Origin of the sequence: Neobacillus notoginsengisoli (assembly GCF_003515685.1) — a bacterium.
Taxonomy (GTDB): Bacteria; Bacillota; Bacilli; order Bacillales; family Cytobacillaceae; genus Bacillus_D; species Bacillus_D notoginsengisoli.
The window spans coordinates 144,239-160,336 of the sequence record NZ_QWEG01000009.1 but is presented as its reverse complement, the minus strand read 5'-3'; the positions used below and the strand labels follow the sequence as shown (position 1 = coordinate 160,336).

General features: G+C 47.1%; 12 protein-coding genes. 5 read left to right on the top strand and 7 right to left on the bottom strand.

What is annotated here, in order from left to right; all coding sequences use genetic code 11:
• Positions 1–47 precede the first annotated feature (47 nt).
• Complete coding sequence (ppc, locus tag D1B31_RS15020; RefSeq protein WP_118921801.1) at positions 48–2,807, bottom strand: phosphoenolpyruvate carboxylase; 2,760 nt, start codon at positions 2,805–2,807, stop codon at positions 48–50.
• A 704-nt stretch (positions 2,808–3,511) separates the two neighbouring features.
• Between ppc and D1B31_RS15015 the strand changes: the two genes are divergently transcribed.
• From D1B31_RS15015 to D1B31_RS15005, 3 genes are all read left to right on the top strand, one after another.
• The gene (locus tag D1B31_RS15015; RefSeq protein WP_082036363.1) at positions 3,512–3,664 is read left to right on the top strand and encodes a YpzG family protein; all 153 of its coding nucleotides are present in this window, start codon (positions 3,512–3,514) and stop codon (positions 3,662–3,664) included.
• Positions 3,665–3,794: 130 nt separating this feature from the next.
• Positions 3,795–4,121 carry a winged helix-turn-helix transcriptional regulator gene (locus tag D1B31_RS15010; protein ID WP_118921799.1) on the top strand — a complete coding sequence of 109 codons (327 nt, stop codon included), beginning with the start codon at positions 3,795–3,797 and terminating at the stop codon, positions 4,119–4,121.
• 159 nt (positions 4,122–4,280) lie between these two features.
• The gene (locus D1B31_RS15005; protein ID WP_118921797.1) at positions 4,281–6,371 is read left to right on the top strand and encodes a transglycosylase domain-containing protein; all 2,091 of its coding nucleotides are present in this window, start codon (positions 4,281–4,283) and stop codon (positions 6,369–6,371) included.
• A gap of 58 nt (positions 6,372–6,429) precedes the next feature.
• Here the strand turns inward: D1B31_RS15005 and D1B31_RS15000 are convergent, their stop codons facing one another.
• Both D1B31_RS15000 and D1B31_RS14995 read right to left on the bottom strand, forming a co-directional pair.
• Positions 6,430–6,864, bottom strand: a complete 435-nt coding sequence (locus D1B31_RS15000; protein WP_118921795.1) for a hypothetical protein — start codon at positions 6,862–6,864, stop codon at positions 6,430–6,432.
• A gap of 229 nt (positions 6,865–7,093) precedes the next feature.
• On the bottom strand, positions 7,094–7,972 hold the full coding sequence (locus D1B31_RS14995; RefSeq protein ID WP_118921793.1) for an SMP-30/gluconolactonase/LRE family protein: 879 nt from the start codon (positions 7,970–7,972) through the stop codon (positions 7,094–7,096).
• 272 nt (positions 7,973–8,244) lie between these two features.
• Here D1B31_RS14995 and D1B31_RS14990 point away from each other — a divergent pair, with 272 nt between their 5' ends.
• The gene (locus tag D1B31_RS14990; protein ID WP_118921791.1) at positions 8,245–9,696 is read left to right on the top strand and encodes an alpha-amylase; all 1,452 of its coding nucleotides are present in this window, start codon (positions 8,245–8,247) and stop codon (positions 9,694–9,696) included.
• Between the two features lie 131 nt (positions 9,697–9,827).
• On the opposite strand, the gene D1B31_RS14985 is transcribed toward D1B31_RS14990, so the two are convergent.
• Positions 9,828–10,673: an aldo/keto reductase gene (locus D1B31_RS14985; RefSeq protein ID WP_118921789.1), complete on the bottom strand. Its 846-nt coding sequence runs from the start codon at positions 10,671–10,673 to the stop codon at positions 9,828–9,830.
• A gap of 583 nt (positions 10,674–11,256) precedes the next feature.
• Between D1B31_RS14985 and D1B31_RS14980 the strand changes: the two genes are divergently transcribed.
• Complete coding sequence (locus D1B31_RS14980; protein WP_240035278.1) at positions 11,257–11,847, top strand: transposase; 591 nt, start codon at positions 11,257–11,259, stop codon at positions 11,845–11,847.
• A gap of 75 nt (positions 11,848–11,922) precedes the next feature.
• Here D1B31_RS14980 and D1B31_RS14975 read toward each other — a convergent pair whose 3' ends face one another.
• The 3 genes from D1B31_RS14975 to D1B31_RS14965 all read right to left on the bottom strand — a co-directional run bounded on the left by D1B31_RS14975 (position 11,923) and on the right by D1B31_RS14965 (position 15,897).
• Entirely contained in the window at positions 11,923–13,104 is a 1,182-nt protein-coding gene (locus tag D1B31_RS14975; protein WP_118921787.1) for a M20 family metallopeptidase, read from the bottom strand.
• A 177-nt stretch (positions 13,105–13,281) separates the two neighbouring features.
• Positions 13,282–14,511, bottom strand: a complete 1,230-nt coding sequence (locus D1B31_RS14970; protein ID WP_118921785.1) for an amidohydrolase family protein — start codon at positions 14,509–14,511, stop codon at positions 13,282–13,284.
• 24 nt (positions 14,512–14,535) lie between these two features.
• The gene (locus tag D1B31_RS14965) at positions 14,536–15,897 is read right to left on the bottom strand and encodes a citrate transporter (RefSeq protein ID WP_118921783.1); all 1,362 of its coding nucleotides are present in this window, start codon (positions 15,895–15,897) and stop codon (positions 14,536–14,538) included.
• Positions 15,898–16,098 lie beyond the last annotated feature (201 nt).

The window sequence follows — 16,098 nt, the reverse complement described above, 5'->3', positions numbered from 1 at the left end:
AAAAGAGGAAGCCTCCTTAATGGATAAGCTTCCTCTTTTGTTTTGAATCAACCGGTATTCCTTAACCCTGCCGCAATCCCGCTAATGGTCAGCAAAACCTCAGTCATCAATTCCTCATCCGGCTCTTCCATATTCCGAAGCTCCTTGATCAGTTCAATTTGAATGAAGTTCAGCGGGTCAACGTACGGGTTCCTGCGCCGGACAGAATCTTTGATATTCGGGGAATGGTCGAGCAGCTCGCTGTCCCCTGAAATCGCAAGCAGAACTTTCTTTGTCCGCTTGTATTCTTCTTCAATATTCCCAAAGATCCTCGCCCGGATTTCGTTGTCCTGGACGAGCGCCGCGTATTCCCTCGCAGTTGTCATATCCGCTTTCATGAGTGCCATCTGCAGATTGTCGATGGTGGACCGGAAGAACGGCCACTTTTCATACATTTCTTGCAGCAAGGCAAGGTTTTCTCCGCTCTTTTTCGCGAAACTTTCCAACCCTGTGCCGGCCGCATACCATCCCGGTAACAGCTGGCGGCTTTGCGTCCAGGCGAATACCCACGGAATGGCGCGCAGGTTTTCGAATTTAGCGCTGTTTTTTCGCGCCATCGGACGCGAACCGATATTCAACTCACCGAGTTCGTACAGGGGAGTAGCTTGATTGAAATAAGTTAGAAAATCTTGATCCTCAAAAACAAGCGATTGATATTTTGCGTATGACACCGCAGAAATTTCCTCGATGGCTTGTACATACCGTTCATCCCTAAAATCCTGTTCGGATTCTTTCGAAACGTGCGCTGCTACTTCGAGCATGGTCGACGTTGCCTGTTCAAGGCTCCTGTAAGCGATGTCCTCCAGAAGGTAGCGTGAGGACAATACTTCGCCCTGCTCGGTAATCTTGATGCCGTCTCCGAAGGTTTCCGCCGGCTGGGATAAAAGGCTCCTGTTCAGCGGACCGCCACCGCGGCCGAGCGAACCCCCGCGGCCATGGAAGAACTTAAGGCCGACATGATAGTTCCTTGCCATCTTGTGAATTTCAAGCTGGGCTTTGTATAACTTCCAGTTCGCGGTCAATGTGCCGCCATCCTTGCTGCCGTCTGAATAACCAAGCATAATTTCCTGGCAGTTGCCCAGCTTTTCAAGATGATTACGGTACACAGGCATATTGAAAAGTGTTTCAATGATTTTCGGGCCTGCAGTCAAGTCGTCGATTGTTTCTAAGAGCGGTGCGACATGCAAGTCGGATTCGATCGAACCGTCCACATGCAGCCTGTAAATCCCCGCCTCTTTTGCGAGAACAAGAACCTCAAGCAGGTCACTTACCGATTGGGTCATGCTGACGAGGTAAACCGCAATTGACTGTTTCCCGAATTCCTCGTGCGCCCTTTTAATCAATTGGAATACGTTAATCATTTCTTGTGTTTCGTGCGAATAATCTTCATGCAAAAGAAGAAGCGGCCGCGGGTCTTCAAGCAACTTTTGCAATAACGCCTGTTTTTCTTCCTCTGGCATCGTCCTGTAGTCCTCGGCAATCCGGACTTTACGAAGGATTTCCGCAATTGCCGCCTCGTGCTCGCCGCTATGGTTTCGTATATCAAGCGTGGCGAGGTGGAAACCGAATAACTCTACTTGCCTGATCAGCTTTTCAAGCAGTTTCAATTCCCGGTTTTCTGGGTGGTGCAAATAGACGCTTCTTCGAATGAGATGCAGGTCGGCAAGCAGTTCTTCTGAAGTCCTGTAGCCCGTCTCTGTCTCCCCCACTTGCCGGATTCTTTCAATCATGATGGCAAACTTGCGGCGGTATAGTTCTTCCGTAACGGTCCATCGTTTTTCGGGCGGCAAAAATTTCATTTCATCCCGGCGCACCGAATCAATCAGTTCATCACTGACTTTAATTAGGGCGGTCGAATGGCTGAAGCGCCTCATAAGCTCTATTAGGACATCTTTGTATTTCTTCAAGACAAGCCTGCGCTGCCGGATCAGAGTATCCCAAGTTACATCCGCGGTGACGTGAGGATTGCCGTCCCGGTCCCCGCCAATCCACGATCCGAAACGAAGGAATGTCGGAACGTTCCAATCATGATCCGGGTAATACACATCCAGGCAGTCCTCCACCTCTTCATGAATATCTGGTAAGACGTCGAACAACGTATGGTCAAAATAATAAAGCCCGTTCCGGACCTCATCAATGACCGTCGGCTTACGGTCACGAAGCTCATCTGTCTGCCAGAGTGCAGACACTTCGTTATACAGGCTGCCTAAAATTTTCTCGCGCTCTTTGTTGGACGTAAGAGGATTGTCGAGGTTTTTTAACAAGTCGGCGATCCTCTTCTGAATTTCAAGGATTGAGCGCTTCGTCGCCTCGGTCGGATGCGCCGTAATCACGAGTTCAAGCGACATCCCGTCAAGAACCTTTTTAATGACATCCGCTGTAATGTCATGCCCCTTCATTGAATGAACCGCATTCTCAATCGAACCGGGCTGCTTATTCGCTTCTTCCTGGAGCTGGTATTCACGCCGCCTGCGGATCCGGTGATTCTGCTCAGCAATATTGATCAAATGGAAATACACCTCAAACGCCCGAATCACCTGTTTCCGAATTTCAGGCTCGAGCCCGGCAATTTCCCGTTTCAATTCTTCATAAATTGTCGTTTCGAATGACTCGCGCAGCACCTTGCACATCAACCTGATCTTTTCGACAGTCTCGAATAGTTCACGTCCTCCGTTATAAAGGAGAATCTCGCCTAGAATGTGGCCAAGCATTTTTACATCCCGCCTGAGCGGAAGGCTGCTGTTATTTGTCTTTGAGTTATTTTCCATCGTCTCACCTTCCCAACCAGTACAAATCACTAAATTTTCTTTTTACTATACCATGAATGGTGCTTACATGCCCGTTTTAATGTATCAACTATTGATGGAAGCTTTTTGCAAAAGAAAAATCGGACTAAGCAAGAAGCCGATTTATGGTGCGCTGTCTGGACCTTGAATGCCTTCGGACAGTTTCATGCAAAAATCCCGTCCTGTTATCCCAACATTGGGTAACTTGCGACAGCTTCATGCAAAAATCCTAGCTTACTGTCCCGACACCGGGTAACTTGGGACAGTTTGATGCAAAGAACCTGGCTTACTGTCCCAACATCAGGTAACTTGGGACAGTTTGATGCCTAGAACCTGGCTTACTGTCCCAACGCCAGATAACTTGGGACTGCCCCGTACCAAAATCCCTGCTAACTGTCCGAACTCCGGGTAACTTGGGACAACTTGATCCCTAGAACCTGGCTTACTGTCCCAACGCCAGATAACTTGGGACTGCCCCGTACCAAAATCCCTACTAACTGTCCGAACTCCGGGTATCTGGAGACAGCTTGATGCCTAGAATCTGGCTTACTGTCCCAACATGAGGCATAACAGCCCCCTTTTGCAAAAAAATGCTTTTCACGTCTTAATTTACCGATTTCTTGGAAAGATAAGTAATGGTATCGTGTTGATGCCACGTTTCAAAAATCCTGCGTTGAGGTGATAAAATGAGCTACAAGGATTATCTTGATCCGCGGTCAGGTCTTTTTCACCAGGCGTTCCAAAGCCGGAAGCACACGAAATCCCAGCTGAACGGCCAAACGAAAATGTCACAGACGGATATTATCCTGAGGAGCAATGCGAAAGCGCACCACTGGTAATATCCGGCAGGAGAAACGGAAGCGGCACCCGATTAATGGGTGCTGCTTTTTAATTATGCGTAATGAGCGCCGTTTTGCTGCAAAACAGCTGAAAAAGAGTATAATAGTGCCATTGAGGTGAGTCGATGGAATGGAAAAGTTCGAACTATGCCCGCGAGTTGAAAAAGCGATGCAATTGATCGGAAAAAGGTGGACGACCTTGATTCTTTATCAACTCATGTACGGCACCCAGCGTTTTTCGGAAATGGAGTCGGTCCTGCCTGTCAGCGCGAAGGTCCTGACGGAGCGGCTGAAAGAGCTTGAGGAGGAGGGCTTGATTGCGCGCAAAGCCATCTCTGGCATGCCGGTCCGAGTAGAATATTCACTGACAGAAAAAGGGATGCAGCTTACGCCGGCGATCAAAGAGCTTGTCCGCTGGGCCCAGGATTGGATTCCCCGGGACGAGCCAGCTAGGTAAAATCTATTATTTTGCAGGTAAGGGGCTTCTTAAGCCTAGCCCCTTTTCATGAGGAAAGGATACCTCTTTCCAACATTGGAAGATTGTCCACGTTTCTATTTTCCCCACTTTTTGTTATTCTTCTGCTATAACCATATAAAAGATTGAAGGTTGAACGATATGGAAAGATTACGTCCCTATTGGGAAAAAATTCGCCGTTTTTGGAAAAGACGGCATCTAACACAAATATTATTGCTGATTGCGTTGGTTGCTTTTTTACTGACGATTTTATTCTTCGCCTGGCTTGCGACCCGGGCGAATGTTGAGTCACTCAAGGAGGGGCTTAGCCAGTCGACGGTCATTTATGATCGATACGAGCAAAAGGCGGCAGAGGTAACCGCAAACCGAATTGGCGGAGCAAAGATCGATCAGATGCCGCAGCATGTAAAAGATGCGATTACGTCTATTGAGGACGAACGTTTTTATGAGCATAACGGTTTTGATATAAAAGGGATTGCCCGAGCATTTTTCAGTAATTTGTTTGCGGGCAGGATTACGGGCGGCGGTAGCACCATCACCCAGCAGCTTGCAAAAAATGCCCTTCTCTCCCCTGAACAGACGTACCGCCGGAAAGCCGAGGAGCTTTTCCTCGCCGCAAAACTTGAAAAAGTGTACAAAAAAGATGAAATCCTTGAAATGTACCTGAACCAAGTTTATTTCGGGAGCGGGGCTTGGGGCATCGGGACCGCTTCCGAGCGATATTTTAACAAAGACATTAAAAATGTCACGATAAGCGAAGCGGCTGTCCTGGCCGGGCTGCTTCAGGCGCCGAACGCTTATGATCCATACAACCACTACGACAGAGCGTTAAAGCGGCGAAATATTGTGCTCAGCAAAATGAAGGAATTGAACAAGATATCCAAAGCTGAATACGAAAAAGCCATCAAAGACAAAATCAACCTAGGCGATGGCCGCGGGTCGAGAATTAAACGGAAATTTCCGTATTATGTTGATGCGGTCCTTGATGAGGCCATTCGGGAATACGGCCTGACACAGGATGAAATTCTGACGCGGGGCTACCGGATCTACACAGAGTTGGATCCAAATTTGCAGACTGCACTGGAGAAGGTTTACAGCCGGGACTGGCTCTTCCCGCGCGGCCGCGGAGGACAAATCGTCCAAAGCGGGGCTGTCCTCGTTTCGCCTGAAACAGGGGGTGTCATGGGGGTTGTCGGCGGACGGGGCGAGCATGTTTTCCGTGGCTTTAACCGCGCGACCCAGCTGAAGGCCCAGCCTGGTTCGACGATGAAGCCGCTGGCTGTTTATGCTCCTGCGCTTAAGGAAGGCTATTCGATTGAATCCGAGCTTGTTGACGAACCGATCTCCTTCGGTACGTACAAGCCACAGAACGCCACAAGGACTTATTCAGGAAAAGTGCCAATGTACAAAGCGGTTGAGCAGTCACTCAATGTGCCGACTGTCTGGCTTCTCAATGAAATCGGCGTTTCGAAAGGCGCTGAATCAGTCGAAAAATTCGGGATCCCCGTGCAAAAGGATGACCGCAACCTGGCACTGGCGCTCGGCGGGATGCATCACGGCATCTCCCCCCTTCAGCTCGCTTCGGCGTATTCCGCTTTTGCAAATAACGGCAAGCGGTATGACAGCCATTTCGTTGTCAAAATAGTCGGGCCGACGGGTAATGAAATTGCCAGCCATAAAAAGAAATCCGTCCGCGTCATGTCACGCGCCGATGCAAAGACTATGACATCCATGCTCCTTGGCGTCGTTGAAAACGGGACAGGAAAAGCAGCGAAGGTAAATGGACTCGACATTGCCGGGAAAACCGGGTCGACCCAGCTGCCTTATGCCGATATAAACGGTACGAAAGATCAATGGTTTGCTGGCTATACGCCTGAAGTGGCCGGAGCCGTCTGGCTTGGCTACGACCGCACCGACCGCGAGCATTATTTATCCACCACTGCGGCACAAGGCACAGCTCCCATCTTCAGGGCCATCATGCAAGAGGCAAGGCCATTCCTTAAAGAAGATACGTTTGGCATCACAGTTGCCGGCGAAGAAAAGGATTCGGTCTTCTCGAAAAAGGAACTCATTGAACAAACCGAAAAATTAAGGGAAGAAGTTGGGAAAGCTACCGAAACAATTAAAGAAGAAGCCCCGAAATGGAAAAAAGCGCTCGATGAGGGAATCATTCGAATGATTGATGGCGCTGGCAAAATGGCTGAAAAGTTGAAAGAGTTAAGAGGAAGCTAAACTTTATTTTGATATGTTGCACCCATTGACCTTTTGAAAAAAACGAAAAAGCTCCTCCCTACAAATGGGAAGAGCTTTTTCTGTATTTACGAATGAGTACAGACGCGCTTTCGAAACAATACCTGACAGCCTTGACAAGGAACGAAAAGATCACTTTAAGGATGCTAATAAACCTTTTAAGAACATTTTTTGCAAAAAACAGCAGTTTTCTCTTCATTCTTGAAAATATTCTTGACACATAGGCATAAGCACGATCGGCTCTAACGAATGTAGCTGCTCTGACAGCGATTCTTCCAAGCAATCTGCCGGGTGCGAGAATCAACCGTTCGGTGATGATCGACTCCCTTACCCGCCTTGGAATAAATCGATCAAAGTTTCTGCGCCGCTTCTCAGGTCGTCCGAAAACATATCTTTTCCATAGGAAGTTACCCGCTTCTTCGGCAACAATTAAGAAAAGGACCGCGCCAATCGCGGCAATGATCCAAACCGGCATTCAACTTCCCCCTTTTTTGCATACTTTTCCACATTATATGCATCTATTACTCTATTTACCTCAATTTGGTAAAAGTAAACTTGGGTGTGTTGAATATTTTTATATGTTGGCTATTTTTCTAGGTCAGGATACGGGTAAAACTCGGGCTGCCATTGAGAACCAGGAGTTGTCATAAAGCCATGCGGTTGGTAATTTTACCACCTTCACGCAAGTTATATGCCCCGTTCTTCTAGCCCTTAAATTTGTATGCTGGCAATCCCTTCGTATCGGTCCGGATTTTGAAAAGGCCTCCGGCACGAGGATACTCTTCTAGTTCTGCTTCACTCATTCCATTTCTCGCAGTTGTGATGTAGAGGTCCTGCAGGCCGTCGCCCCCAAAAGTACAGGAAGTCACATTCACGGCAGGGAGTTCAATTGATTGAAGCAATTCCCCTGTAATCGGATCCCAATTCGTGACTTTCCCTCCGCCCCAATGGGCAATCCAAAGGTTACCGTCTTCATCAATCGTCATCCCGTCTGGAAATCCCTCCCCATCAGGTATTTCAATGATGACTTCAGGCTCACTGATTTCCCCGTTTTCCAATTTGTATTGGTACCTTGTAACCTGTCTTGTTGGCGTGTCTATTAAGTACATAAACTGATTGTCCGGCGACCACGCTAGCCCATTTGAGATACTAAGATTCCCTAATTTTCTGGTGACCGACATATCCGTCTCAAGGCAATAAAGAGATGCTTGCTTTTCGTCACCGTTTTTATTCAACGTCCCCGCCCAGAACCTGCCTGCCGGGTCACACTTTCCATCATTAAAGCGGTTATCGGCGAGGTCGCTTTCCGGGTCGTTTATTTGCTCAAGGCTGCCGTCCTCAGGATCGAGAAAATAAAATCCGCTTTCCAGGACAACCACCGTCCCGCCAGCTTCCCTCGGAACTACCGCTCCAATCATCTCGCCGACTTCGATTTCCCGGTCTTCCCCAGTATCAGGATTGAAGACATGCAGCTTTTTTCCCTCAATATCAACCCAATATAAGATACCTTTGCTCGCATCCCAGCACGGACCCTCGCCGAGCACAGCTTTTGCATCAATCAAAAATTCAACTTTTCCGGTCATGTATATCCTCCTTATGCTTCCATTTTCCTTCTCTATTTGGGACAGGCATTCGTATGCCTCTCTTACCTAAACCCCTTCTTGCGAATGAACAAACCTTTTCAGCCAATGGGTTGCTTAAACAGAGAATACCCGCACCGTAAAATGTACGGCTGCGCTTTTGCTCAGTCCCTTCACTTAAATGGGTGAAAAGGTTAACATGCTTGCCTATTGGGTAAATACCTTAAATCTTAGTTGGTTTTTAATAGATGAAGGTGTAGGGAAGGGAAAGTGGAATGAAAGAGAATCTAACAATGATGCAGTTTTTTGAATGGCATTTGCCGGCTGACGGGAACCATTGGGAACGGTTAAGGGAAATGGCTCCTGAATTGAAGGAGATCGGAATTGATTCGGTGTGGGTGCCGCCTGTTACAAAAGCCATCACACGGGAAGACACCGGCTATGCGCCGTATGACCTGTATGACTTAGGCGAGTTTGATCAGAAAGGCAGCATTGAAACGAAATACGGAACGAAGGATCAGCTTCTTGAAGCGATTTCCGCTTGCCATGAAAACGGGCTGAAGGTATATATCGATGTCGTCATGAACCATAAGGCCGGCGCTGATGCGATGGAAAAATTCGAGGTTGTCGAAGTCGACGGACTGAACCGGAACGAAGTCATTTCCGAGCCGTTCGAAATTCATGGCTGGACGCGCTTTGATTTCCAAGGACGCGCCGACCAATACTCATCCTTTAAATGGAATTACACACACTTCAATGGCACGGATTTCGATGAGAAATCAGGACGAACCGGCATCTTTCGAATTTTGGGTGAGCACAAATCATGGAGTGACCACGTCGATGATGAATTCGGAAACTATGATTATCTCATGTTCGCCAACTATGATTACGACCATCCGGATGTCAGGGCGGAGATGATCCGTTGGGGGAAATGGCTAGCGGATACAACGAAGTGCGACGGCTACCGGCTTGATGCCATTAAGCATATTAACTATCACTTCATCAACGAGTTTGTTCATCAGATGAATGAATATTGCAGCGATGATTTTTATTTTGTCGGAGAGTTCTGGAAATACGACTTGCATGCATGCCAGGAATTCCTTGATGCCGTCGATTTCAATATCGATTTATTCGACGTCGCCCTCCACTACAAGTTCCATATCGCATCCATTGAGGGCAGCGATTTTGATTTGACGACTATCTTTGATGACACGCTTGTCCAGTCGCACGGCGCTCATGCGGTTACATTTGTCGACAACCATGATTCCCAGCCGCACGAGTCACTCGAATCGTGGGTGGAAGACTGGTTCAAGCAAAGCGCCTATGCACTGATTTTGCTCAGAAAAGATGGCTTGCCTTGTGTGTTCTATGGCGACTATTATGGGATAGACGGCCCTGCGCCCTGCCCTGGCAAAAAGAAAGCCATCGACCCACTTTTGTACGCACGTAAAAAAGTGGCTTACGGTGAGCAGGAGGATTATTTTGACCATCCGAATACAATTGGCTGGATCAGAAAAGGCGTTGACGAATTTGAAGGATCTGGCTGTGCGGTGATCCTATCAAATGGCGACGAAGGAGAAAAAAGAATGTTCGTCGGCGAAGAACGCGCCGGCGAAACCTGGAATGACATCACCGGCAACCGGGAAGATACAATAACAATTAATGAAGACGGCTGGGCAAGTTTCCGTGTAAATGAGCGCAGCGTTTCCGTGTGGGCGCTTGGGTGAGAACGATTTGGGAAAAAGAGTGCCTGGCACCCCATCGGGACATTTTTCGTCCCACATAGGTGCCTGGCACTTTAATCACTATTATTTATCATGGAAAAAAGGCCTTCCCATAGGGTTGGCCTTTTTGCATTTTAAAAATCGAAGTTGTCGGGATCTGGTCCGACGCGGCTGTCTTCGTTCAAGCCGCTGATTTTTTCCATGTCTTCTGTTGTCAGTTCAAAATCAAAGATGTCGGCGTTTTCGATGATCCGGTGTTCGTTAATGGATTTCGGAATCGTAATGACTTCGTTTTGCAAATCCCAGCGCAAAATAACTTGAGCAACGGATTTGTTGTATTGAGCAGCAATTTTCTTGAGTGTTTCATCGTTCAGAAGCTGGCCTTGGGCAAGCGGCGACCATGCTTCAAGCTGGATGCCCTGCTCTCGGCAAAATGCGCGCAGTTCTGTTTGCGTAAGGCGCGGATGGTATTCAACCTGGTTGACCATCGGTTTGATTTCCGCATCTTCAAGTACATCCTTCAAGTGGTGAACGTGGAAGTTGCTGACCCCAATCGCACGGACACGCCCTTCTTTATAAAGGGTTTCCAGCGCGCGCCAAGTTTCTTTGTACTTCCCTTTCACAGGCCAGTGGATTAAGTATAGATCGAGATATTCAAGCCCGAGTTTCTGCAGGCTTTCCTCGTATGCTTTAAGTGTCGAGTCATAGCCTTGGTCACTGTTCCAGACCTTCGAAGTGATGAAAAGGTCTTCTCGCTTGAGTCCGGTTTCTTTGAGAGCTTGCCGAAGTCCCTGTCCGACGCCTTCCTCATTTTTGTACACCGCCGCCGTGTCAATGCTCCGATAGCCGTTTTTAATCGCGGCCTTGACCGACTGGACAACCTCATCGCCTTCCTGAACCTTGAAAACGCCGAGTCCGAACCATGGCATCTTCACGCCATTATGTAATTCAACCGTATCTTGCAAATGTTTCGCTGTCATTCTATGTCCTCCTTGCAAAAAGTGGTAAACACGCAACTATTATGGTGCCATTTTGGGTGTGGGAATGCAAATTTAAGGGTTTGGTATGGATTCTTTCGGGTGGGTGGTATTGGGGTTTTTCTTGTGGGGAGGATAACTAGTTAGTTATATGGCACTTTTTCACTGTTTTTTTAACAAGTTGGGGGGCAAATTACTAGTTTGCCTTGCGTACTTACCTAGTTAAATAACTATATTTTCAGTTAGAAAACTAGTAGGGGTCAGACGCCTACTATATAAAAATTAAAATCTAGTCATAATTCACTAGTGGAAAACATCCTTTTTGACAAAAAGTTGACTAGTCTTCATCATGTACTTCCATTTTTAAATTCCTAAAATAACTAGGCCTTTTCAACAATTTAATTTTTCACACGAATAACTAGTTATTATACCGGACATCTGCAAAATAAACTTTTGCCAAATAATAAATTAAAAGATAAGATGAACTAAAAGCCACTCAGCAAAACAATCTGTTCTCCCCAATTGCCCTCCATTAATAAGTTTTCAAATTTTCCATTTCACTAAATAACCATTAGGAGTGATTTTTTTGCCAAGGAAAAACCGTGAATGGTTCCCCGGAGCGATGTATCATATTACATGCCGGGGGATCCGCAGAGCTCTGCTATTTCATGATGACCATGATCGGGTGATGTACTTGTTGTTCCTTGAAACAGCAAAGAACAGGTTCGGCTTTCAACTGCATGCGTTTTGCATAATGCCAAACCATGTCCACCTTCAACTGGAAACTGCAGACCAGCCTCCCTGGAAAATCATGCAGTATATTAACTCGGCTTATGCCGTTTATTTCAATAAAAAACATCACCACACAGGCCACGTGTTTGATAAAAGGTTCAACGCAGTCCTGGTCGGAAACAAAAAATATGAGCTGGAGCTTAGCAGGTATATCCATCTGAATCCGTTAAGGGCTGGTTTGGTATCAAAGCTTGAAGATTATGATTGGAGCAGTTACCCCGCCTATGCATCTACAGAACCTTCCCCACTTGTTACTACAAGCCGCCTCTTATCCTATTTCAAGAAACCTAACGCGAAAAATTACCTTGATTTTATCGAGCGGACTGCCAATAAATTTCCGGAAACAAAAACCGTACAGAGAACAAGCCCCGTACGGTCACATTAACAGTATTAACAGCATTACAAGCTTATCAGCGTCTTACAAATGCACACCTTATTCGCCATACCCTAAACTTGCTCCTCACCCCAAAAACTTAAAACTAGCATGAAGGAACGTTTTTACGCCAACTTCCAGTGCGTCTTCATCAATGGTGAAGCGTGCGTGGTGGTGCGGATAGACAATTCCTTTGTCTTCGTTTCCGGCTCCTACATAGAAGAATGCACCAGGTGCTTTTTGCTGGAAAGCGGAGAAGTCTTCGCCGCCCATATTCGGTTTCATGAGGTCGAGTGCCTCTTCACCAAATACTTCAAGGACGGTCTCTTCAATTACCTTTGTCACTTCGGCATCATTGATGACCGGGCGGTAACCGAATTCGTATTTAAATTCATAGGACGCGCCATGGGCCTCGGTAATTCCCTTAATGACCCTTTCCATCAAAGCTGGCATTGACTCACGAAGCTGTGGGTCAAAGCTGCGTACAGTTCCGCACATTTCAACAGAACCCGGGATGACATTATGGGTCGTCCCGCCGACGAATTTGGTAACGGATAGTACAAGATTATCAAGCGGATCGGTATTCCGGGAGACAATGTGCTGGAGGTTCGTCACGACCTGTGACGCTACTGCAATTGAATCGATTGTTTGATGTGGAAGTGCTGCGTGTCCGCCTTTTCCGGTTACCGTTATCCAGAACGTGTCTGGCGCCGCCATCATCGGACCATACACAACACCTACCTTGCCATATGGCAGCGTCGACCAAAGATGGGTGCCGATGACGAGGTCAACTCCATCCATGACACCTGCCGATACCATTTCCTCCGCCCCGCCCGGGAACAATTCTTCAGCATGCTGGAACAAAAAGCGGACTTCCCCTTTGATCCTGTCTTTTAATCCGACAAGAACTTTTGCGGTGCCGAGAAGCATCGCCGTATGGCCATCATGGCCGCAAGCATGCATGACGCCTGGATTCTTCGATTTGAACTCGAAATCGTTTTCCTCTGTAATTGGCAGTGCATCCATATCGGCGCGGATGGCTAGAACCTTACCTGGCTGGCTGCCAATCAACCTGGCCATCACGCTTGTTTTTGTCGGGCGCGACAGCTCAAGCCCGCCGAATCCGGCAAGTGTGTCATATACGAATTGCGCTGTATTTTCTTCCTGAAAGGATAATTCCGGATGGCTATGCAGATACCTTCTCCACTCCACCACCTGCCCAGTTACTTGTTCGGCAAGTTCATTGAGGTTTACTAAAGCTGTTTCCATGTCCATGCATCTCCCTTAAATACATTTTGCAAAAAGGTCCTGTAGAGTCAGAAACCAATTTTAACGCATGAGATTAGCTTACCATGTTTTTTTTATAAATTTCAAAATAATCTTAATAAAAAATTTGTCAACAGCAAAAAAGACGACATTCGCTGCCGCCTTTTTGCAAAAGTTTATTCAATTTCCGAAGGAAAACTGAACAGATTTCTTCGTTTCAACGGTCACTTTACCGCTTTTAACAACAAATAGCTTAGCCGGCATGTCGATGATTGCGTTTGTAACAGACTCTGTTTCGAGCAGGACAACGTCCGCGTTGTTACCTACTGCGATCCCGTAACCGGAAATTTGCAAGGCTTTTGCAGGGTTGGTTGTAATCATCGGCAATACAGTGGGCAGGTCATCCGCGCCGCCAAGGTGGGCTGCAGGGATCGCCAGCATGGCAGTGAGCATGACGTCGCCCGTTCCGTATGGTGTGAAGGCGTTGCGGATGTTATTTGTTGCAATACACATGTTTACGCCGCCATCGCGGAGTGCGCGGATTGGGGTCAGGGCACGGCGTACATTGTACTCGTCATGCCTTCCGCCAAGGTGAAGGTCGGTTGCAGGCAGGCTCATGACACTGATTTGCGCTTCAGCCATCTTCTCGATGATTGGCTGGAGGCGGTCTTTAGGGAGCGCTCCAAGTGCAGTCAAATGTCCGACAGAAACGCGGCCCTGATAACCTTCATTAATCGTTTTTTCACATACATATTCTATGTTCATTCCTTCGGGGCCGTCTTTGAAGTCCTGGTGGAAGTCGACTGGCTTGTCGTATTTCTTGGCGATTTCAAAGACGAGATCAATATGCTTATCCCAAGGAGTATCATTGTATGGGATTCCGCCGACAACATCGGCACCCATATCCATTGCCTCGTACATCATCTTTTCTGTTCCAGGCGCTTTCAAAATCCCTTCCTGCGGGAATGCGACAACCTGGATATCCACGATTCCCTTGTACTTTTCCTTCAACCCCATGACTGTTTCGAAGCCTGTAAAGCCTTGGGATGGGTCGAATTCAGAATGTGTACGGATGTGAGTTGTACCATGCTTGATCAGCATTTGAAGGGTACGCTCAGCCCTGTCGAGAATGTCTTCTTTTGAAAAAGTCGGTTTTAATTCAGCTGTTACTTTAAGTGCCTCTTGCAATGTGCCGGATTTGTTTGGCAGCCTGTCGGCAATCAAAGCCTTATCCAGGTGGATGTGGCTTTCGACAAGGCCGGGGATCAATACTTTTCCTCTGCCTTCGATTACTCTAGAAGCTTCCACATTTAGTTCGTTTTCGATTGCTTCGATTTTTCCATCTTTAATGGCTACGTCTTTCAAAGAATCGCCATCTTTCAGCCTTACTTGCTTGAATAAAATGTCCATCAACCTAACCTCCAGAATTTACTTTTAGCCCATGAAGAACGATAGGACTAACAAAATAGCCATGGATAATCCAACCCACCTGGCGTTTCCTTTCACAACTTCGATGATCGGGATTTGGAATCCTGAAGACAGTGCCTGCATCGTAATATTAACAAAGCTCAACTGGCTTCCTAGACCAACGCCCATTGCAACAAATCCAAGTGCGGCTAATGGGAAATTAAGGGATACAGCCACTGGCAAAACGAGTCCTAAAATTGAGCCAACATACGCACCAGCGGGAATACCAACAAGGATTCCCGCCAGAACAGCGGCAGGAACGACCAACGTGCCCGGCGCTTTTTCAGCAATACCTGCGATCACCGCGAAAGCGCCTGTGTCGCCAATGATATTAATAAAGGTAAGGAAAATACCTACTGCCAACAATCTTGTAAGGATATACGTTGATCCATCGATCATCGCATTGATTGATTCATTCAGATTAAACTTCGTGCACAGGAAGATCAGGATTAGTGTGATGACCGTGTACACTAATGGCGTGAACAGCGGCACGTTGATCGCGTCGTTAATGAACGGCCCGAAAATGACTGCACCGAGCAGGAAGATGACCGGGATTGTTACTTTAAAGATTTGGCCAGTTGTCTTGCCGGCAAATTCTTCGCTTTCTTCGCCCTTAAAGATCACCTTACGTTTCTTCGCGCCATAGAAACCAATGATGATTGCAAGGATCGTAAAACCAATCCAATAAATCCGCATTTCATCAACATAATCAGCAACCGCAATACCAGATAATTTTGACACAATACCAGACTCCAGGGAAGCTGGTGAAGTCGTAAACGATACAGCCGCCGCAATGGACATTGCAGCGATTAATTCAGGAATCGCGCCAACAGCCGCAAATGCCAATGGAGCGATAACCATCGCGCTTCCGCCGCCGATTCCTGACATGTATGTAGCAGCAGCCTGCAAAATAACGATAAAGGCGGCGAAATACTCAACCTTGCCTTTAATCCCCCGGCGGACTAATGTTAAAGCCGCAGTGTAACCGCCGGATTTGAAAACCGCCATCGCAATTGCCGAGTTAATGATCGGAACTGTTATGGACAGCATGCCCGGAATTGTTTTCAGAAACTGATCGTTGGCGTGGGCGAGCCCGATACCGCCAATCAGCATCGCGAGGACACCGCCGACGAAACCTGCAGCAATCATGTCCACTTTCATGAACAGGAGAGCGAGAATGACGATAAGCGGAATGATGACGATCAGAGCATAAAATCCTGTAGGCGTTTTAATATCCGCTACTTGTTCTGCTGCAAACACTTGGGTGGCGGAAATAACCACGAACAAGATAGCAGCAAACAAGGATGAAATTTTAGTGATTTTTTTCATGATCTTCTCCTTATTTATAAAATTTAACTAGAATAAAGTTGTTCAGGGTTACAATAAACCCACTTAGCAAATGCGAAAAATGCATCCTGCAGCATCCTAAGTAAGCGGCTGTCCCTCATTAAGTTTCCACATAACCTCCACAAACTATGTACGGTTAACATGAAATACCCCCACCCTTCCCTCCTGTTGTGTAACATTAAA

Excerpts from the sequence above, each read along its gene's own strand:
- D1B31_RS15010 (WP_118921799.1), top strand. The coding sequence starts at position 3,795 with ATGGAAAAGTTCGAACTATGCCCGCGAGTTGAAAAAGCGATGCAATTG.
- D1B31_RS14970 (WP_118921785.1), bottom strand. The coding sequence starts at position 14,511 with ATGGACATTTTATTCAAGCAAGTAAGGCTGAAAGATGGCGATTCTTTG.
- D1B31_RS15000 (WP_118921795.1), bottom strand. The coding sequence starts at position 6,864 with ATGCCGGTTTGGATCATTGCCGCGATTGGCGCGGTCCTTTTCTTAATT.
- ppc (WP_118921801.1), bottom strand. The coding sequence starts at position 2,807 with ATGGAAAATAACTCAAAGACAAATAACAGCAGCCTTCCGCTCAGGCGG.
- D1B31_RS14985 (WP_118921789.1), bottom strand. The coding sequence starts at position 10,673 with ATGACAGCGAAACATTTGCAAGATACGGTTGAATTACATAATGGCGTG.
- D1B31_RS14975 (WP_118921787.1), bottom strand. The coding sequence starts at position 13,104 with ATGGAAACAGCTTTAGTAAACCTCAATGAACTTGCCGAACAAGTAACT.
- D1B31_RS15005 (WP_118921797.1), top strand. The coding sequence starts at position 4,281 with ATGGAAAGATTACGTCCCTATTGGGAAAAAATTCGCCGTTTTTGGAAA.
- D1B31_RS14990 (WP_118921791.1), top strand. The coding sequence starts at position 8,245 with ATGAAAGAGAATCTAACAATGATGCAGTTTTTTGAATGGCATTTGCCG.
- D1B31_RS14995 (WP_118921793.1), bottom strand. The coding sequence starts at position 7,972 with ATGACCGGAAAAGTTGAATTTTTGATTGATGCAAAAGCTGTGCTCGGC.
- D1B31_RS15015 (WP_082036363.1), top strand. The coding sequence starts at position 3,512 with ATGAGCTACAAGGATTATCTTGATCCGCGGTCAGGTCTTTTTCACCAG.
- D1B31_RS14965 (WP_118921783.1), bottom strand. The coding sequence starts at position 15,897 with ATGAAAAAAATCACTAAAATTTCATCCTTGTTTGCTGCTATCTTGTTC.